At 64.0% G+C, this 17,836-nt stretch carries 21 protein-coding genes; 12 read left to right on the top strand and 9 right to left on the bottom strand.

The features are described 5' to 3' along the window. Nucleotides 1–87: 87 nt before the first annotated feature. From AC1DRP_RS12240 to AC1DRP_RS12230, 3 genes are all read right to left on the bottom strand, one after another. Nucleotides 88–711 (bottom strand): transglutaminase-like cysteine peptidase, encoded by a 624-nt coding sequence (locus tag AC1DRP_RS12240; protein WP_069880063.1) that lies wholly within the window; start codon nucleotides 709–711, stop codon nucleotides 88–90. A 502-nt stretch (nucleotides 712–1,213) separates the two neighbouring features. Beyond that, on the bottom strand, nucleotides 1,214–1,828 hold the full coding sequence (locus tag AC1DRP_RS12235; protein ID WP_441491404.1) for a PilZ domain-containing protein: 615 nt from the start codon (nucleotides 1,826–1,828) through the stop codon (nucleotides 1,214–1,216). A 59-nt stretch (nucleotides 1,829–1,887) separates the two neighbouring features. Then, nucleotides 1,888–2,451: a PAS domain-containing protein gene (locus AC1DRP_RS12230; RefSeq protein ID WP_476768596.1), complete on the bottom strand. Its 564-nt coding sequence runs from the start codon at nucleotides 2,449–2,451 to the stop codon at nucleotides 1,888–1,890. A 439-nt stretch (nucleotides 2,452–2,890) separates the two neighbouring features. Between AC1DRP_RS12230 and AC1DRP_RS12225 the strand changes: the two genes are divergently transcribed. Next, complete coding sequence (locus AC1DRP_RS12225; protein WP_441491402.1) at nucleotides 2,891–3,712, top strand: rhomboid family intramembrane serine protease; 822 nt, start codon at nucleotides 2,891–2,893, stop codon at nucleotides 3,710–3,712. Nucleotides 3,713–3,908: 196 nt separating this feature from the next. Next, on the top strand, nucleotides 3,909–4,340 hold the full coding sequence (locus tag AC1DRP_RS12220) for a CBS domain-containing protein (protein WP_441491401.1): 432 nt from the start codon (nucleotides 3,909–3,911) through the stop codon (nucleotides 4,338–4,340). Between the two features lie 33 nt (nucleotides 4,341–4,373). Here AC1DRP_RS12220 and AC1DRP_RS12215 read toward each other — a convergent pair whose 3' ends face one another. The 3 genes from AC1DRP_RS12215 to folE all read right to left on the bottom strand — a co-directional run bounded on the left by AC1DRP_RS12215 (nucleotide 4,374) and on the right by folE (nucleotide 6,692). Further along, nucleotides 4,374–5,351, bottom strand: a complete 978-nt coding sequence (locus tag AC1DRP_RS12215; RefSeq protein WP_476768595.1) for a patatin-like phospholipase family protein — start codon at nucleotides 5,349–5,351, stop codon at nucleotides 4,374–4,376. A 198-nt stretch (nucleotides 5,352–5,549) separates the two neighbouring features. Beyond that, the gene (gene hisI / locus AC1DRP_RS12210; RefSeq protein WP_441491399.1) at nucleotides 5,550–5,960 is read right to left on the bottom strand and encodes a phosphoribosyl-AMP cyclohydrolase; all 411 of its coding nucleotides are present in this window, start codon (nucleotides 5,958–5,960) and stop codon (nucleotides 5,550–5,552) included. Between the two features lie 90 nt (nucleotides 5,961–6,050). Further along, complete coding sequence (gene folE / locus AC1DRP_RS12205) at nucleotides 6,051–6,692, bottom strand: GTP cyclohydrolase I FolE (protein WP_441491398.1); 642 nt, start codon at nucleotides 6,690–6,692, stop codon at nucleotides 6,051–6,053. A gap of 203 nt (nucleotides 6,693–6,895) precedes the next feature. Here folE and AC1DRP_RS12200 point away from each other — a divergent pair, with 203 nt between their 5' ends. Next, a complete protein-coding gene (locus AC1DRP_RS12200; protein WP_441491397.1) occupies nucleotides 6,896–7,366 on the top strand; it encodes an iron-sulfur cluster assembly scaffold protein in 471 nt (156 codons plus the stop codon). Here the strand turns inward: AC1DRP_RS12200 and AC1DRP_RS12195 are convergent. After that, nucleotides 7,359–8,108, bottom strand: coding sequence for a phosphatase PAP2 family protein (locus AC1DRP_RS12195; protein ID WP_476768594.1), 750 nt, complete (start codon nucleotides 8,106–8,108; stop codon nucleotides 7,359–7,361). The two genes, AC1DRP_RS12200 and AC1DRP_RS12195, sit on opposite strands and share 8 nt — an antisense overlap. Nucleotides 8,109–8,152: 44 nt before the next feature. On the opposite strand from AC1DRP_RS12195, the gene yidD reads away from it, so the two are divergent. The 6 genes from yidD to AC1DRP_RS12165 all read left to right on the top strand — a co-directional run bounded on the left by yidD (nucleotide 8,153) and on the right by AC1DRP_RS12165 (nucleotide 14,959). Further along, nucleotides 8,153–8,491, top strand: coding sequence for a membrane protein insertion efficiency factor YidD (gene yidD / locus AC1DRP_RS12190; protein WP_476768603.1), 339 nt, complete (start codon nucleotides 8,153–8,155; stop codon nucleotides 8,489–8,491). 189 nt (nucleotides 8,492–8,680) lie between these two features. Beyond that, the gene (gene thrS / locus AC1DRP_RS12185; RefSeq protein WP_441506158.1) at nucleotides 8,681–10,681 is read left to right on the top strand and encodes a threonine--tRNA ligase; all 2,001 of its coding nucleotides are present in this window, start codon (nucleotides 8,681–8,683) and stop codon (nucleotides 10,679–10,681) included. Between the two features lie 58 nt (nucleotides 10,682–10,739). Beyond that, complete coding sequence (locus AC1DRP_RS12180; protein ID WP_476768593.1) at nucleotides 10,740–12,026, top strand: DUF2157 domain-containing protein; 1,287 nt, start codon at nucleotides 10,740–10,742, stop codon at nucleotides 12,024–12,026. Next, nucleotides 12,026–12,646 carry a GDYXXLXY domain-containing protein gene (locus tag AC1DRP_RS12175; RefSeq protein WP_441506156.1) on the top strand — a complete coding sequence of 207 codons (621 nt, stop codon included), beginning with the start codon at nucleotides 12,026–12,028 and terminating at the stop codon, nucleotides 12,644–12,646. Before AC1DRP_RS12180 ends, AC1DRP_RS12175 begins: the two co-directional genes overlap by 1 nt. Before the next feature lie 340 nt (nucleotides 12,647–12,986). Then, on the top strand, nucleotides 12,987–14,192 hold the full coding sequence (locus AC1DRP_RS12170; RefSeq protein ID WP_441491392.1) for an OpgC family protein: 1,206 nt from the start codon (nucleotides 12,987–12,989) through the stop codon (nucleotides 14,190–14,192). Beyond that, on the top strand, nucleotides 14,114–14,959 hold the full coding sequence (locus AC1DRP_RS12165; protein WP_441506155.1) for an SGNH/GDSL hydrolase family protein: 846 nt from the start codon (nucleotides 14,114–14,116) through the stop codon (nucleotides 14,957–14,959). Before AC1DRP_RS12170 ends, AC1DRP_RS12165 begins: the two co-directional genes overlap by 79 nt. Before the next feature lie 36 nt (nucleotides 14,960–14,995). On the opposite strand, the gene AC1DRP_RS12160 is transcribed toward AC1DRP_RS12165, so the two are convergent. After that, nucleotides 14,996–15,892: a hypothetical protein gene (locus AC1DRP_RS12160; RefSeq protein WP_476768592.1), complete on the bottom strand. Its 897-nt coding sequence runs from the start codon at nucleotides 15,890–15,892 to the stop codon at nucleotides 14,996–14,998. A 195-nt stretch (nucleotides 15,893–16,087) separates the two neighbouring features. On the opposite strand from AC1DRP_RS12160, the gene AC1DRP_RS12155 reads away from it, so the two are divergent. Genes AC1DRP_RS12155 through AC1DRP_RS12145 form a run of 3 tightly spaced genes read left to right on the top strand, consistent with a single transcriptional unit; the run spans nucleotide 16,088 to nucleotide 17,459 of the window. After that, the gene (locus tag AC1DRP_RS12155) at nucleotides 16,088–16,657 is read left to right on the top strand and encodes a nitroreductase family protein (RefSeq protein ID WP_441506154.1); all 570 of its coding nucleotides are present in this window, start codon (nucleotides 16,088–16,090) and stop codon (nucleotides 16,655–16,657) included. Between the two features lie 4 nt (nucleotides 16,658–16,661). Beyond that, nucleotides 16,662–17,267, top strand: coding sequence for a flavin reductase family protein (locus AC1DRP_RS12150; RefSeq protein ID WP_441506153.1), 606 nt, complete (start codon nucleotides 16,662–16,664; stop codon nucleotides 17,265–17,267). A gap of 45 nt (nucleotides 17,268–17,312) precedes the next feature. Next, on the top strand, nucleotides 17,313–17,459 hold the full coding sequence (locus AC1DRP_RS12145) for a hypothetical protein (protein ID WP_441491387.1): 147 nt from the start codon (nucleotides 17,313–17,315) through the stop codon (nucleotides 17,457–17,459). A gap of 42 nt (nucleotides 17,460–17,501) precedes the next feature. Here the strand turns inward: AC1DRP_RS12145 and AC1DRP_RS12140 are convergent. Next, nucleotides 17,502–17,836 (bottom strand): HpcH/HpaI aldolase/citrate lyase family protein (locus tag AC1DRP_RS12140; protein ID WP_476768591.1); only part of this gene is annotated, 335 nt, incomplete at its 5' end.

Here is a 17,836-nt window from a genome sequence, read left to right as displayed (position 1 = left end):
TGGGGACGGGGTGGGGTGGGGACGTGACCGAGCCTCGCCGTCCATGTGGCCGCGGCAGCCTGGTGCTGCGGCCAATCTTGTTCGTCTTCAGCGAGCCGAAGCGACAGTCGGCGTCGAGAGTCCGCCGAGCGAGGTCCAACCCGTCTGATACTGCGACTCGCGCTTGACGTAGACGTAGCCGGTCTGGCTCCACGGCAGGATCGCGTTGCGCTTGTTGTCGAGCACATAATCACCGCGATCCGTACGGATCATCAGCACGGCGTGGCCGGCATTTTCCTCGTCGATCACGACGGTCATCAACATGGCGCGACGGGGCACACCGGCTTCGGCAAGACGCTTGCGCTTGAGCAGGGCGTAATCCTCGCAGTCGCCCTTGCCGTCGGTCGGGATGTCCCAGCGATCGACGACGCCCCAGTGGTCCTGGTCCGTGATCGCTTCGATCTCCCGATTTGTCTTGTTGTTGAGAGCAATAATCGTCTTCCAGAGCTTTGGCGTCATCTCGACACGCTCGGGCTCCTGAGTATTGACCGCGCATTCGACCGGATTGCGCTTGCAGAAATCCGTCCAGGCATAAGGCGCCCGGGCATCGCCCGAAGCTGCAATCGGCATGGCGGCGGCCGGTAGAGCCGCAACCTGTTGGGCCTGAACCGATGAAATTCCAGCAACTGCGATCAGCGCAGCCAGAACTGTACCCCGATGAATAGAAAGCATGTCGTCCCCTTTCCTGTCCCTGGGGCAGACGATGCGTGAGGCAGATGGATGTCGCTTGAAATGGAAACAAGCAATTTTATGTAATCAGGCGCTACGTATTCGGATCATCTGACAGTATAAATCAACGCCAAATGCCGAAGTAAGAAATGTGAGCGCTGCGTTCTCGATTCGTTAACTGTGGCAGGTCTGAATGTTGTGGGCAGGTTTCATTAACGCTGTGGGGAAACGCGACGAGGCGCGCCCCCGACTGAGGGCAGCGAGCTGTCCCTCATGTCACACTCCGCTCAGGCGAGGCGTACGGCCGGAATCCGTAGACGAGCCCATGTGGGGGGCGCTCCGGCATGGCGCTTGGATTTCAGCGCGTCGCCCCGACGCCGCACGTTGAGACATCGACGGGCTGACACCCCGGCCTAGGTCCCGAAACAGCCAGACCACGCTGACGCCCGGGCGTCATGCATGAGACGATGTCTTGAAAGAGAGAGGGGGCGATGGGCCGCCCGGATCAGAGCTCGAGATTCTCGTCGAGCACATCGGCAGAGAGCGGGAAGCGGAACTCCGCCGCGTAGCCGCCATCGAACCGGCGGACGACCTTGGCTGCCGTGCCGCCGATCTTGACCGGCGTGTTGATCGGTAGTTGCTGCTCGGTTGAAAAGGCGACGCCCGACAACGAGATGTCGATCACCCGCACGACGTGCTCCGAACCGTCATCGAGCGTCAGCATCGAGCGGGGATTGCGCGGAATGATGCGCTCGTGACGCCGATCCTCCGGCAGTCCCAGTTCATCGCGATTGGCCAGCCATGTCAGCTGGGCGGTGAATTTCTCGCGCTTGCGGCTGGTCGCGGTGATGGTCATCGCGAAGCCTTCCAGCGTGGTGCGGACGGCAATGCCCTCAATACGGCCGAGATGTTCGAGATAGACGATGACCCGTTCGCCGGGATGGGCCTTGGCGGGGGCGACGAGATGCAGGCCGCCCGGGGAGATGTCGACCGTCTGGCAAGGGTATTCCATGCGGTTCGGAAGCATGTAGCGTCCGAGCAGCACGACCTTCATACGCTGATGCCGCCTGCGCTCGACAGGGCGGATGGCCGGACGGGAGGTGTGCTGCGCACTAAGCATCGGATCAGCCTGATTTGGGCCGACCCTAGCGGCGGGAGGGTTAACGATACGTTAGATCTTCAGTTTCTGCCGCCCGGAAGGACCAGGAATTTTGGCGGCATGACGCGTGCAACGGGTTCAGGCGCACGCTGGCTATGGGCCGACGGCCACAGCATCCGGAGCGAGATCATGCGCATGGAGGCCAAGGTGTCGAGCCCAAGCCATTCCGGCGTCAGGGCGGGCGAGAGCGCCCCGAGAACGCGTGCATGGGTCCGACCGCGATAGCGCAGCGGCAGCAACAGCAGTTCGAGATAGACCGGAGAGCCGTTCATGGTCTCGGCCGAGAGGCCAGCGACGGCGCCGGCGGATTCATCCATCACGGTTTGCACGAGGCGGCGCATTTCGCCCTGGGCTTCCACGTCCGGCCAGAGTGCGGCAAAGGCGCGTCCGCGCAGTTCGCTGCCGAAGAGCGCACAGAGCCGCGTGCCGGCCAGCCGAAAGACGGGCCCGATCGGCTCATTCTCGAGAACGAACGTGTCGGCGAGGGCATGACRCAGCGCACCTGGCTCGATCTCGCCCCGTTCCGGCGCGGAACGCTCGCCGCGCAGCACGTCCCAGTAATCGAACACAAGGCGGGTGCTCATGTTTTTCATTCTGACATCCTGTCCTGTCTGCGTACGCCGCAAGTCCGAATACGTGTCGTAAGGACACATATTCGTCAGAGCGCGGGACGTTTCGGTCCCTGCCGAATCGCGAGACGCAGTGGGCATGCCGTCTTGCCATGGGGGGCGGACAGGACGACGGGCGCAGGCTCGTTAGGGTTAACGAAATCTTAGCATTGTGGATAACCCGTTAAAATGCTTATCAAATGCAAGCCAATTCGAGGGCCGGCCGCGAGGTGGGCCCTGGGGTCATTCGGGGTGAATGGGGGGCGTGACCGTGCTGCCGATGCTTCGCGCAGCGGCAGGGCCACAGCCGAGAAGGGGGAGGGCCGGTGGCTCTCCCCTTTTTCATTCGGCCCGCGCAAAAGGAAGCATCGGCCGGCTTGCRTCGCAGGTGCAGCTTCGGCAAGGGTTGCGTAGCATGTCCCAGATTCCTGCCGGCCCGTCGGCCCCGCCAGAGCGCGAACCGATCCTGAACCTGCCATCCGCCGTCGTCTGGCTGATCGCCGCACTCGCGCTGATCCAGGCCGGGCGCTCCGTGCTGTCGGAATATGACGACTTCGTCCTGATGTCCTGGCTCGCTTTCGTGCCGGCACGGCTGAGCCTCTGGCTCGACCCTAGCCGTGCGCAGGACATGCTCGCCGAGTTGACGCAAAGGATGGCCGGGCAGGATCTGGCGGACCGGTTGCAGCTTGTGCGGTTGCTGATTGCCGATGGCGGCCCACGCCTCTGGACCTTGCTCACCTATGGTCTGCTGCACGGCTCCTGGGTGCATCTGCTATCAAATGTCGTCTGGCTTGCGGCCTTCGGCAGTCCGGTGGCGCGTCGCCTCGGAACCGGGCGCTTTCTCAATCTGATGGCGCTTTCGACGATCGGCGGCGCTCTGCTGCACTGGTGGTCACGCGATCTCGATGTGCTGCCTTTGGTTGGCGCCTCGGCGGCCGTTTCAGGGGCGACTGCCGCCGCGATCCGCTTCGTCTTCGCACCTGGCTTGCGCTTTGGTGGGTTGGCGGATGACGCCGTGGTGCGCTCGATTCCTGCGGAACCTTTCGGGCATCTCTGGCGCAATCCACGCGCCCTGATCTTCATCGTGATCTGGTTCGCCACGAATTTCCTGTTCGGCGCCGGGCTGGTTCCGATCCTGGGCGAGGACACCAGCATTGCCTGGGAGGCGCATATCGGCGGCTTTCTCGTCGGACTGCTGCTGTTCCCGCTGCTCGATCGCGGCGCGGTACGGCGCTGAGGGGGCCCGAAGCCGCCAATCTGCCCGCGGCTTCGCGCCATTCGCCTTGCCGTCGCCCCGGTCTTCGCCCACACTCCCGGTTCTGCGAAGGGCTTGCGACGGCCTCTTTGGCGACTTGACCCGTCATCGGCCGGGCAACGCTCCCGTTGATTTCGCGCGCCAGGGCGATGGTGCGCCAAACAGGAGGAACGCGTTCATGAACGTCGCGCAGATTCTCGGTAACAAGGGGCACGATGTCATCTCGGTGCAGCCGCATCGTACGCTCGCCGAGGCAATCCGCACGCTTGGCGAGAAGCGTATCGGCGCAGTCGTGGTCGCTGGCGCCGACGGCAGCTTGCTCGGAATCCTGTCCGAAAGAGACATCATCCGCGCTCTTGCCGAAACTGGGACGGCCGCATTGGAGAGCCCGGTCTCGCGGATCATGACGGCCAAGGTCGTTACCTGCCGCCATGAGACCAGCGTTGATGAGTTGATGGAGCTGATGACGGTGGGCCGCTTCCGCCATGTTCCGGTGCTTGAGAACGGGCGGGTCACGGGGATCGTCTCGATCGGGGACGTCGTGAAGCACCGTGTCGCCGAGATCGAGGCCGAGAGCCGGGCCATGCGGGATTACATCGCGATGGCCTGAGGCCGGTCTGCCCTGCAGAGCGAGCAGCCCGGATCAGTCGGCCGCGATGTGATTGCTCGCGACCATGGCCGCGATCTCGTCGAGCGCGCGCCGTGCGGCGACGCGGCCGAGTTCCATGGCCTCATCGGCCCGATGGAAATCGAACAGGCCGACCTTGGCGAGCTTGGGCCCGATCATGACGTCGGGCGGATCGCCGGCCAGCCGCGAGCGCGAGATGCGATCCTGGGTGATGTTGAAGGCATCGACCATCACGCCGGCGAGCCCGGGCTGATCGTTGCTGGCGCGGCCAAGGAAGCCGCGCATGCGCCGTGCCGCACCGCTGATGCCGTCCAGCCAGCGCGAAGTCGGGCGAATGTCGAGCTCGGGCAGGGGTTCGGGGTCCGGATCCGAGCTGTGGTTCTGGATGGTGGTGCCGCGTCCCGAGAGGTCGCTGTTGAGGTTGACGCAGATCACGACATCGGCGCCAAGCGCGCGTGCGGCGGTGACTGGCACAGGGTTGACCAGGGCGCCGTCCATCAACCAGCGCCCGCCGAGCTTCACCGGATCGAAGACGCCGGGCAGCGCGTAGGAGGCACGCAGGGCCTCGACGAGTGGGCCATGGGTCAGCCAGATTTCGTGGCCCGTGCCGAGTTCTGTCGCCACTGCGACGAAGCGCTGCGGCAGGGCCTCGATGCGGATGCCGACAAGGTCGCGTTCAAGCAGGCGCTTCAGGCGACCACCGGAGATGAGGCCCGCGCCACCGATGTGGAAGTCCATCAGTCCGACGACACGGCGCTTGGTCAGGCCCATCGCGAATTCGGTCAGCGCCGGCAGCTTTCCCGCGGAAAAGCAGCCGCCGACCACGGCGCCGATCGATGTTCCGGCAATGACATCGGGGGCGAAGCCCGCTTCCGTCAGGACCTCGATTACGCCGATATGGGCCCAGCCGCGCGCAGCTCCACCACCGAGAGCAAGGCCGATCCYTGGTCTGCTGCTGCGCCGCAGCAGCGGTTCGATACTAAGGTCATTCATAGAGGCCACGCCGCCGCCCATTCCAAAGGCCCGTCGAGCAATACCATCCCATAACATGATCCCGACCCTCCGCGGGTGGATCATCGTCTCGCGAGAAAGTGAGGAGAACCTGAATCACACGCGCGACGGTTGCGCCTAACAAGCGGATTTGACAGAAAAATGTTAGATTGGTGAAAGGATTGCCAACGCGGCCCTGCATCACGTGGCGAGCAAGGTGAGAGGTTCGACTGCGGCATCGCGCAGCGGCTTCACCCGGTAAAAGCACGAGTGCCGGCCCGTGTGGCAGCACCCGCCATCGCCCGCGACCTTCACCTTCAGCCAAATGGCATCCTGGTCGCAGTCGACGCGCATCTCGAGGATGGTCTGGACCTGTCCGGAGGTGGCGCCCTTGTGCCAGAGCTCCTTGCGCGAGCGCGACCAGTACCAGGCTTCCCCCGTCGCGATGCTGCGTTGAAGGGCTTCGGCGTTCATATGGGCGACCATCAGGAGTTCGCCCGTCTCGGCGTCGGTCGTCACGCAGGTGACGAGGCCGCTGGTGTCGAAGCGCGGCGCCAGCGTCGTGCCTTCCTCGAGCGCATGCTTGTCGGACAAAACGGGGAAGCTGGACATTGGCGGCTCCGCAGCAGGACAGGGCGCATCTCGCGAGGCGCCCCTTATCATGGTGGCGGTGGTTATCGCCAATGCTGCGTCGCGCCAATCCTACAGGCCAGGTGACTTGACCATGGTGAAGAAGCGGACCTGTTCGGCAGGGTCCTTGAACACGCCGGTATATTGCGTGGTCAGCGTCGATGAGCCTTGCTTCAGCACGCCCCGCATCGACATGCACATGTGCTCGGCCTCCACCAGAACGGCGACGCCGCGCGGTTCGAGCGCCTTGTCGATGATCCGGGCAATCTGCGCCGTCATGGCCTCCTGGGTCTGGAGGCGCCGAGCGTAGACATCGACGATGCGGGCCAGCTTCGACAGGCCGACAACGCCCTTCGCGGGGTAGTAGCCGATATGCGCCTTGCCGACGAAAGGCACCATGTGGTGCTCGCAATGCGAATGGAACGGGATGTCGCGGACGAGGACCATGTCCTGATAGTTGTCGACCTCCTCGAAGACCCGGTCGAGGATCTCGTCGGGATTTTCGGAGTAGCCCCTGTAGAATTCCTTGTAGGCCTTGGCGACGCGCTGCGGCGTTTCAAGCAGGCCTTCGCGGGAGGGGTCGTCGCCCGCCCACAGAAGGAGGGTACGCACAGCCTCCTCGGCCTGCTCCTGGGTCGGACGCCTGTCTGGAAACTTGTCAGCGGAGGGGCTGAGAGCCCTCTCGACGGACAAGGACTTAACCACAGGGATCATGTGGTGCCTCCCGTTACGGTTCGTGTCCCAAGGCCTAGCGATGCAGATTCGGCGGGTCGCCGTGACATCGCGTCGCCTCGTAAGAATTGCGACAAGTTCTGCTCCTGCGGCATCATCGGGCGCCACCCATCTCCCGCACGCAGGCGTTCCACCCTATATTGGAACCGCGCGCCGGTCATTCCAGAGCCGGCGAGGACCAAGTCATGCTGAGCGACGTCTACAACAAACGCATCCTGGAACTGGCAGGAAACATCCCGCTGCTCGAGCGATTGCCGACGCCGGACGCGACTGCGACCGCGCATTCCAGGCTGTGCGGCTCCACCGTCACCGTCGATCTGACGATGGACGGCGATGTCGTCACCGGCTTCGGGCATGACGTCAAAGCCTGCGCGCTTGGGCAGGCGTCCTCCTCGATCATGGCGCGCCAGGTCATCGGGTCCACGGCCGGCGAACTTCGCGCGGTTCGCGAGCAGGCGCGTGCGATCCTGAAGGAGAATGCCGAGCCGCCCGCGGGCAAGTGGAGCGATCTCGCCGTTCTGGTGCCGGTGCGCGACTATAAGGCACGCCATGCCTCGACCATGCTGACCTTCGATGCCGTGGTCGACGCGATCGGTCAGATCGAGGCGGCGCGCGAGGCCGCGGCGCCGGCAGCCAAGGTTGCGGCGCTCAGGTGAGCCCCAGCGACTTTCGGATTTCGGGACGTGTTTCGTCGAAGCGCTGCCTGAAGGCTCGGTCCGCCAGAAGCGCATCGGCAACGTGTCGGCCGACCTTCTCGCCCGCCACGAGGTCGCTGGCATAATGGAAGCCGCAAACCAGCCGGCTCTCGCCATAGCTTGTGACGCGCTCCGCGAACTTGTCCTTCAGCTCCGGGGCAGCATCGCTGAGCAGTGCGGCATAGAGTGCGGCAGTCGCGGCATGGCCGGCGGGGAAGGAGGTCCCTTCCGGCCTGCCGCCGGGGCAGGGCTTGACCCTGACCTTGTTCCACATCGCAAAGGGCCGCGTCCGCGACGTCAGGCGGCGCACGCTGAGGAGCACGATGCCGAGTTCGATATTCGCTTCGCGAAAAAGCAGGCGAACCTCGCGGTGCTCGGAGAGGTGGGCGTCGATTCCCRTGCCTTCGAGAAAGCGATTGAGCGTCTGATATTGATCCGCGATCGCGGCTTTCTCGCGCTCCGGCGTCCGATTCAGCGTGATCTGAAGAACCTCTTCGAACTCCTTCCTGTGCTCGGGCGAGTTCATTGCCGGGGGCAGGCCGATGATCTTGGCGACATCGATCTTGCCGGGCTCAAGCCAGAGGAGGCTGTTCCGCTGCTGGGCAGGCGCTGATGTCAGCGACAAAAGCAAGGCAGCGGGAACCAGAATGGAGGTCGCGCCGATGCGGAAACGGGAGGCCGATCGCGGAGCGGAGCAAAGCATGAGCGAATCTCAAAATGAAACAGGTAATGACGAAGAATGATGAAATGACATCGGTGCGCGTGTTGTCACGTCTTTTTGCGCGTGCACCACGTTCTGGCGCGCATTGGTTGATCCGCGGTTACCAGCTGAGCATCTCGATGCTGATTGGACGCCAATGCCGGCATTGGCCGAGCTGCTCGAGTTACACGGATGAGGCGATCCAGCGCTTCGGGCTCTGGCGCGGTGGCTGGATCGGTGCCGCGCGGATCTGCCGCTGTACGCCGCTCGGCACCAGCGGCATCGATCTCGTCTGCGAGGAATTGCCGCCGAACTCCGCCTGGTACCAGCCCTGGTCCTATGGTCGCTGGCGCGGCGTGAATGCCCCGCCTCCGCTCGACGAGTGATCCTGCTACATCGATTGCCTGCGGCTGCCGGCTGGTATAGGCGAGGCGGGCGAAATCGGCTCGATCCCACTCGGCGCTTCGCAAAGCGTGAAGCCCTTGAACCGGATGCGGGTCTTCACGCGTTTCCCCGAACAGTATCCGGCCTTGGCTTACGGGGTTCGTTTCCCCGAGTGAGCAGGAGCGCGATCGATGACGATCTCCCTGACCTTTCCTGATGGCGCCACGCGCGAGTTTCCTTCCGGCATCACCGGAAAGGAGATTGCCGGCGGCATTTCCCCCTCTCTGCTGAAGCGCACCGTCGCCATGGCGCTCGACGGCACCGTCGTCGATCTCGGCGATGCAATCGACCGCGATGCGAAGATCGAGTTCCTCAACCGCGAGGATCCGCGCGCGCTCGAGTTGATCCGCCATGATTGCGCCCACGTGCTCGCCGAAGCCGTGCAGGAACTCTATCCCGGCACGCAGGTCACCATCGGCCCGGTGATCGAGAACGGCTTCTTCTACGATTTTTTCCGGAACGAGCCGTTCTCTCCAGAGGATTTCGCGCCGATCGAGAAGAAGATGCGCGAGATCATCGCGCGCGACAAAGCCTTCACCAAGGAAGAGTGGAGCCGCGACAGGGCCAAGCAATTCTTCCGCGACAAGGGTGAGGCCTTCAAGGTCGAGCTCGTCGATGCGATCCCGGAAGACCAGACCCTGAAGATGTACGCTCAGGGTGACTGGATCGACCTCTGCCGCGGGCCGCACATGACCTCGGTCGGCAAGGTCGGCAACGCCTTCAAACTGATGAAGGTGGCTGGCGCCTATTGGCGCGGTGACAGCAACAATCCGATGCTGACGCGGATCTACGGCACCGCCTTCGCCAAGCAGGAGGAGCTCGACGCGCATCTCAAGCAGATCGAGGAGGCGGAGAAGCGCGACCACCGCAAGCTCGGCCGGGAAATGGACCTGTTCCATTTCCAGGAGGAAGGGCCGGGCGTCGTCTTCTGGCACTCGAAGGGCTGGCGCCTGTTCCAGGAGATCATCGCCTATATGCGCCGGCGGCTCGCCGCCGATTACGAGGAGGTCAATGCGCCGCAGATCCTCGACAAGTCGCTCTGGGAAACCTCAGGCCACTGGGGCTGGTATCAGGACAACATGTTCGCGGTGAAATCGGCCGGCGCGCTCGAGCATCCGAATGATCCGGAGAAGGACCAGCGCATGTTCGCGCTGAAGCCGATGAACTGCCCCGGCCATGTCCAGATCTTCAAGCATGGGCTCAAGAGCTATCGCGACCTGCCGATCCGGCTCGCCGAGTTCGGCGCGGTCCATCGCTATGAGCCCTCTGGCGCGCTGCATGGGCTGATGCGTGTGCGCGGCTTCACGCAGGACGACGCGCACATCTTCTGCGCTGAAAACGACCTGGCGGCGGAGTGTCTGAAGATCAATGACCTGATCCTCTCGGTCTATGCCGATTTCGGCTTTACCGACGATCTCGTCATCAAGCTTTCGACCCGTCCGGAGAAGCGCGTCGGTACCGATGCGATGTGGGACCACGCCGAAGACGTGATGACGAAGGTGCTGGATCTGATCGCCCGGCAATCCGGCAACCGGATCAAGACGGAGATCAACCCGGGTGAGGGCGCCTTCTACGGCCCCAAGTTCGAGTATGTCCTTCGCGATGCGATCGGGCGCGACTGGCAGTGCGGCACGACACAGGTCGACTTCAACCTGCCGGAGCGCTTCGGCGCCTTCTATATCGGCTCCGATGGCGAGAAGAAGACGCCGAGCATGGTGCACCGCGCGATCTGCGGTTCGCTGGAGCGCTTCACCGGCATCCTGATCGAACATCATGCCGGCCATTTTCCGCTCTGGCTCGCGCCGGAACAGATCCTGGTCTGTCCGATCACCTCCGAGGCGGATGCCTATGCCGAGCAGGTCACGATTGCCTGTATGAACCAGGGTCTCAGGGCACGTGCCGATCTTCGCAACGAGAAGATCAGCTACAAGGTGCGGGAGCACTCGCTTGCCAAGGTCCCGGTGATTCTGGCCGTCGGCAAGCGCGAGGCCGAGGAGCGCACGGTGACCGTGCGCCGTCTCGGCAGCCAGCAGCAGACGGTGATGAGCCTGGACGAGGCACTCGTGGCCTTCACGACCGAGGCGATGCCTCCGGATCTGGTTCGCCGCAGGGCCGAGATGGCAGCATCCTGAAGACGCTCGTTCATGCGGGGCTCGCCAAATCCGGGCCCCGCATGCCAGAGTGCCGGGGATGCTGACGGGATCTTATCGCAAGCGGCTCGAAGCCGATTTGAGTCGCTGGGTCGCTGAGGGGCTTGTCAGCTCCGACAGTGCGACCGCAATTCGTGGCTCGCTGCGGCGCGACGGGGGCTTTCGGCTTCCGGGGCTGCTCGGAATGCTGGGCGGGTTGCTCATCGCGGCAAGCGTTGCAGCCTTCGTCGCGGCGAACTGGGAGGAGATTCCGCGGCTGACGAAGCTGGCAATGATCCTGGYCAGTATCGTGGTCGCTCTCGGGATTTCAGCCAGCCTCGAGATCCGAGGTTCCAAGCTTGGTGCTGATGCCGCCTCGACCTGCGGTGTCCTCTGTTTTGCCGCCGGTGTCGCTCTGGTCGGCCAGATGTATCATTTGCCGACGGATTGGCCGGGGGGGGCGCTCCTGATCGCGCTCGGCGCATTGGCCGTCGCGTTTCTGCAGCGCTCGGACGGTGCTCTGATCGTTGCGTTCATCGCTCTGGCAAGCTGGAGCTGGGGGCGCTGGCAGGATAGCGGCGGCTCGCTCCAGTTCTATTTCCTGCTCGGCTATCTGCCGGCGCTGTGGTTGGCATTGGGGCGCCGGGCCCGGCTCGTGCATCATGTCGCCGTCCTCTCGCTCGCGTGCTGGCTGGCGCTCGTGCCCGGTGACTGGCTGCGTGGCTCCTTCGACTACTGGCTCCTGGCCTATGGGCTCGCGCTCTCGACCTCCTATATCGTGCTCGGTGCGGTGGCGCTGGATCGCGGCGGGCCGACTCTTCTGAGCGCCTGCCTGCCCTGGGGGCTGCTCGGGCTGATGGTGGTGCTCAATGTTGAGCTGATCCGCATCCTCGATTCCAGCTGGTCGCGGGGCGGGCACGCGAGCTGGCCGGTCTATCTCGCCTATGCCGTCGTTGTCCCTGGCGTGTGCGCCTTCGTTGCGTTGGCGCGCGAGCGGCGTTTTGCTGTTCCTCTGGGCATCGCTCTCCTGTTTGCACTTTTGGTGCCGACGATCTTCTGGATGGGTGGTGCGATGCGCCTGTCCGGCAAGGTCGTGGTGGCGAGCCTCGTCCTTGCGAGCGCCGTGGGGTTGATTGCCGCCGGAGCGATCGGCGGAGTCCGGCGTCTGGTCGTTGCCGGTGCGGCATTGTTCGGTGTCGCCATCCTGATCCTGCTTTGGCAGACCATCGGCAGCCTGCTCGACCAGTCGCTGTTCTTCCTGATCGCAGGCGCGGTGCTGCTGCTGCTTGCCAGTGGTGCGCGACGGCTCTTCGCGCGCCTTGCCCGGCCGGTGGGGGAGGTGGCGTGATGGGCGCGCTCGTCGCCGACCGGATCGTTGCCCGCGTGCCGGCGACCTTGCGGGCCCTCGTCTCGATGATCGTGCTCTGCGGCGCGATCGGGATGCTTGTCGAAGGCCGAGCCCGCATCCTGCGTTCCGGCAGCGAGGTGAGGTTGAGGACGGCGCCAGTCGATCCGCGTGACCTGTTTCGAGGTGATTACGTCATCTTGAATTACGATATCAGCACGCTCGATCTTGCCGGCCTCCAGGGGGACCGCGACTTCAGCCGCGGCGATCCCATCCATGTGCAGCTCACCCCTGGCACCGATGGCTTCGCCCGGCCGGTCGGAGCCTACAAGATCAGGCCGCCGACAAGCGGGTCGGATGTGGTGATCGAGGGCCATGTGCTCACCACTGGCGTGTGCCCGCGAGCGGAGAACGGGATCGTTGATTGCTCACGAACCCGCAACGGAATGCGTGTCGCCTATGGGCTCGAGAGCTACTTCGTGCCGCAAGGGACCGGGCTCGCGATCGAGCGCACGGAACGCAGCAGGCTGGAAGTCGTTGCGGCCGTCGCACCCTCGGGCAGTTCTGCGATCAAGCGGCTGCTGATCGACGGCAGACTGGTCCACGCCGAGCCACCCTTCTAGGGCTGGCTCGCGTCGGCATTGCCTTGGGGCAATGCGAGGCCGCGTTCGAATATCAATAGAATCAAGGCGTTCACGGCGAAGCCCCGCTCGGTCGCGGAGTCGTGATTGATCGATCCGCCGGCTTTCCAGCAGGCACGCGACGGCTGCCATCTTCCGCGCATATTCCGGAGACACATAGATGTGATCCCGCTTCCCCATGGCGGCCGCATCGATAGCGTTATATGAACGTGAGATGAACGGAATCAGCAGAATCCGTTCATGCTTGGCCCGGCCTTGGCGGTCCGGGTGGTTGGCCTGAAACACCGATGGCCGTGTTCCTCGCGTTCCGGAGAAGCTGCTGGTGTCGCATTTCCCGTCCTTCGGGCACTACCTTCTTCGCGGCGCGGGTGCGCTGGCTGCGAGACCGGTGGGACGCGACATGCGGATCGATGCCGTCCGCGGGCTCGCCCTGCTGGTCATCTTCATCAATCACATGCCGGGAAACGTCGTTGCTGCCGTGATGCCGCATAATTTCGGCTTCTCGGATGCGGCCGACATCTTTGTTCTCCTGGCTGGCGTCTCGGCCACGCTCGCCTATGGCTCGGTCATCGAGCGCCGTGGTCTCGGCATGGGAGCGCTCCGTATCGGCGGCCGTATCTGGACGCTCTACATCGCCCATATCGCAGTTTTCGTGATCGTCTGCGGGGTTGTGGCGCGGGCTGTAACGACCACCCAGAACCCGCTCTATATCGAGGCGATCAATATCCAGCCCTTCTTCAACGACACGCTCTCGGCACTGGTGGATGCGCTGACGCTGACCTACCAGCCGAATTATCTCGACATCCTGCCGCTCTATATCGTGCTGCTGGCCGCCTTTCCGCTGATCTATCGGGCCGTGCGCTTCAATCCTGCGCTGGCGCTCCTGGGTTCGGTGTTGATCTGGCAGGTCGCGGTCACTTTCGAGGTGAATCTGCCGAATACGGGTACGCCGGGCTGGTTCTTCAATCCCTTCGCCTGGCAGCTCGTCTTCACGCTCGGCGTGGTGGTCGGCCGCGGTGTGCAGATGGGCGTCGTCATGCCGAGGTCAGCCATCATCGATGCCCTCGCATTTGCTGTTGTCGGGCTCGCCCTGATCATCAAGGTTTCAGCGGGAAATCCGTTTGGCATTACCGCCTTGAACGAATGGATCGAGAACCTGCAGATCGGCAGTGACAAGACCAATCTGGCCTGGACCCGCCTGCTGCATCTGGCGGCTCTCACCTGGCTCTTCGTGCGTTTCGTGCCGGCGCAGTCGGCGCTGGTTTGCGGAGTGGTTGGGCGGCGACTTGCAGTATTGGGCCGGCATTCCCTTGAGATCTTTTGCACCGGTATCGTCCTCGCGATTATCGGACAGATCATTCTGGCGGAAACCTATTTCGCCTTGAGCATTCAGTTGCTGGTTTGTCTCGGTGGCATTACGATACTGACAGTGCTAGGAAATTTCCTGTCGTGGTATCAGTCCAACGCGCTCCGTGGTTCCGCAGAGAAGCCGGCTTCCGGGCTGCACAGTTCTGCGCCGCAATCCTGACGACCGCACTTGTCACCAGTTCCGTTCAGGCCGGGCCCCTGACGCTTGCCGGTCGGGCCGATCTGCGCTGCCGTTCGGGAGCAGCCCAGTTTCCCTTCCAACCGATGCTGCCGGCCGCCAAGCGGGTTCTTCGGGACACAGGCAAGCTCACCATCGTTGCGCTCGGTTCGTCGGCCACCGCCGGAGCCGGGGCAAGCGAGATCAGCCACAGTTACCCCGCGGTTCTCGAGGCCGAGCTCAAGCGCCGGCTGCCCGAGGCCGAGGTCAAGGTCGTCAACAAGGGTGTTGGCGGCCAGTCGGCCTATGACATGCTGCAGCGGATAGACACTGAGGTCCTGGAAGAGAAGCCGGCGCTGGTGATCTGGCAGACGGCGGTCAACGACGCCGTCCGCGACATCGGCGAGGAGAAGCTGGCGAAAATCCTGCGGAAGGGAATTCGCAAGCTCCGCGATGCCGATGTCGACACCGTCCTGATCGATCTGCCTTGGCTGCCGCGCGAAGAGCGCTATCCGAAATATGACGACTACCGGGCTGTCCTGGCAAAGGTCGCGGAGGAGCAGGGTGCTGCGGTGTTCCCGCGCTACGGCATCATGAAGAGCTGGGCGAGATCAAAGCAGTTCACGGCCGAGGAACTCGTTGGCATGGACGGGCTCCATATGGTCGATGCGGGCTATCGCTGCCTCGCCGTCAGAATCGCGGACGGGATTGCCGCCGAGCTGACAGGGGCCAAGCTCGGCCTCGCGGAAGCTCCCAGCGCCAGCAACTGAGCATTGCGGCTGCGGTCCTCCCGGCGGAGGACGGGTTCACTTCGTGGCGATGACCTCGATATCGCGATCGAGTCCGCTCTCGACCTTGAAGTCCTTCGAGAAGATCTGGCCTTCCTGACGTGCAATCAGCACGTAGTCGCCTTCGGCCAGGATCACTTGCGGGAAGGCACCGATGGCTTCGCGAATGACGTCGCCGCCGGGTGTAAGCACGCTGAAGGCGGTGCCGGCGAAGGCCTCGCCGCCGGGAGACGCGACGAGCTTCAGCGTTACCCGCGCGGCCCGGTGGTGCAGGGTGGCGTCGGTGACCTTCCCCGATTCCACGGTCACATCCGCGCGCTGGATCGCGTTGGAATCGCCGTAAGTCGAGACCACGTGATAGGTGCCTTCAGGCAAGCGGATCAGCTCGCCTGCCTTGGCATTGCCGACGAGGCGACCTTCCGAGTTCCCCTGCAACGGCACGAAGATCGAGAATGAAAGCTGCGCCGCCTGGATCGGTGTCTCGCCGATCGAGCCTGCGAGGGTGAGGCCGCCGGCGCTGATCAGAATCTGTTCGCGCGTTCCTTGCGGGCCGAGCACCACCCGCTTGGTGCCGCTGGCGAAGCCATAGGCCGCGTGCAGCACATAGGAGCCAGGCTCGAGGGAGAACACCGGTTCCGCATCATTCGAGCGGGCGACGATGCGTGGCGGCGAGCCGTCGACGGACTCGACGAGGACGCGCCAGACGAGGCCGGAGCGGATCGGCTTGCGGTCATTAGCGAATTGCGCGCTGGCGCTGAGATTGGCCGAGCCGACCGTCGCGGTGCTTCCCGGCGCCGGCGGGGGGGAGATCTCCGGGATATTCGGTGGCGAGGGTGACAGCGGAACGATCTGTGCGATCGCAGCCGTTAGGGAGAGGAGCAGCGCGAGGGCAGCCGATGACAGGCGCGCGAGCATTCGCGCGCACGGCGCGCTGGTCGGGGCCCGTCTCTGGAAACGATCCAATTCAAACATGCTCATGGTCCTTGACGCCCTTGCGCCCGCGTCTGAGCAGGCTTGCTTGTCCTCTTCATGGCAAACCACTAGTTCAGATGCCAATAGCGCTGGCGGCCCCATAGGCTCTGCCGGCCGTTTCTCTCGCCCGGAAGTCTCATGACCGATACGCTCGCCCTGCTCAAGCTGCGCCGTTCGGTGCCGCCGCAATTCCTGTCTGCTCCCGGCCCCAGCGCCGACCAACTCCGCGACCTGTTGACCATTGGCACGCGTGTGCCCGATCACGGCAAGCTTGCGCCGTGGCGCTTCGTTCTGTTCGAGGGCGCTGCCCGCGAGACGGCCGCCGATGTGGTCGCAAAGGTGTTTCGCGCCAGGAATCCTGATGCCGACGACGAGAAGGTGGCGTTCGAGCGGAAGCGCCTGACCCATGCGCCGCTGATCATCGGCGTGGTCTCGCGTGCGCGGCCTCATGTCAAAATTCCGGAATGGGAGCAGGAGCTTTCCGCCGGGGCCGTCTGCATGAACATCCTCGTGGCTGCTCACGCGATGGGTTTCGGTGCTTCCTGGCTGACCAACTGGTTTTCGTTCGACCGCGACGTGCTCTCTGCGTTCGGCCTCGCTGATGATGAGCGCATGGCAGGCTTCATCCATATAGGCACGCCCGAAACCGTCCCCGCCGACCGGGACCGGCCGGTGCTCGCCGACATCGTCAGCAATTACGGGGCCTGAGCCGATGATCTACTCGACCGCGCTCCAGGACCACGGCCTGCCGCACGACCCGTTCAAGGCGATCGTGACGCCGCGTCCGATCGGCTGGATCACGGCGCTGAGTGCCAAGGGCGAGATCAATCTCTCGCCCTACAGTTTTTTCAACGCCGTCTCGTCGCGGCCGCACATCGTGATGTTCTCCTCCGAGGACAAGAAGGACGCGGTTTCCTTCATCGAGGAGACGGGCGAGTTCACCTGCTCGCTGGTCACCAAGGCACTGGCGCAGCAGATGAACCTGACATCGGCGCCGCTGCCGCGCGGGGCGAGCGAATACGAGCATTCCGGGCTCGCAATGGCCGAGTCAAGATTCGTCAAGGCTCCGCGTGTCGCCGGCAGCCCGGCCGCGCTCGAGTGCAAGCTGCTCTCCATCCAGCAGCTCAAGGATCTCGACGACAAGCCGGTGCCGCGCTGGATGGTGCTGGGTCAGGTCGTCGGGATCTTCATGGATGACGCCTATGTCCGGGACGGACGTTTCGACACGGCGGCGGCCCATCCGATCGCCCGCTGCGGCTATGCGGACTATGCCGAGGTCGACCACCTGTTCTCGATCATCCGCCCGACCGGCGGCTGAGCAGGGCCCGTGCCGCGGCCGCCGGACGAGGATGACGACTGGCGAATGACCGTCAATCTGCTTGCGATCATCGCCACGCTTCTGCTGCTTGGCGCCGGAATCTGGCTGCTCTTCGGACTCGATCGCGCGCGGAAGGCGCAGGATTGCCTGTCCTCGACACAGCGCAACTGCCGCCAGATCCGCGTTCCCTGATCGAACCTGGGAAACCGATTCTTCAGAATCGGTTTCCCAGGTTCATCGACCCAGCTTCTCAGCCCGCCCCTTCAGGCGCTGTGCCCTGACAAGATGGGGGCGATCGAGCATCTCGCCGTTGAGCCCGATCACGCCCACACCCGGATTGGCCGCGAACAGGGCGATGATGGCCTCGGCCTTGGCGACCTCCTCGGGCGCTGGAGCGAAGACCTCGTTGATGACCGGGACCTGCGCGGGATGGATCGCCATCTTGCCGGTGAAGCCGTCCCGGCGAGCCGCGATGCATTCGGCGCGAAAGCCATCGGCATCACGGAAGTTTGTGAAGACGGTGTCGATCGCATCGACCTGCGAGGATGCGGCGGCGAAGAGCGTGAGCG

Source organism: Allobosea sp. 01N443 (assembly GCF_056399325.1).
The sequence above is the reverse complement of the archived record's forward strand: the minus strand, read 5'-3'. Positions and strand labels throughout refer to the sequence as shown.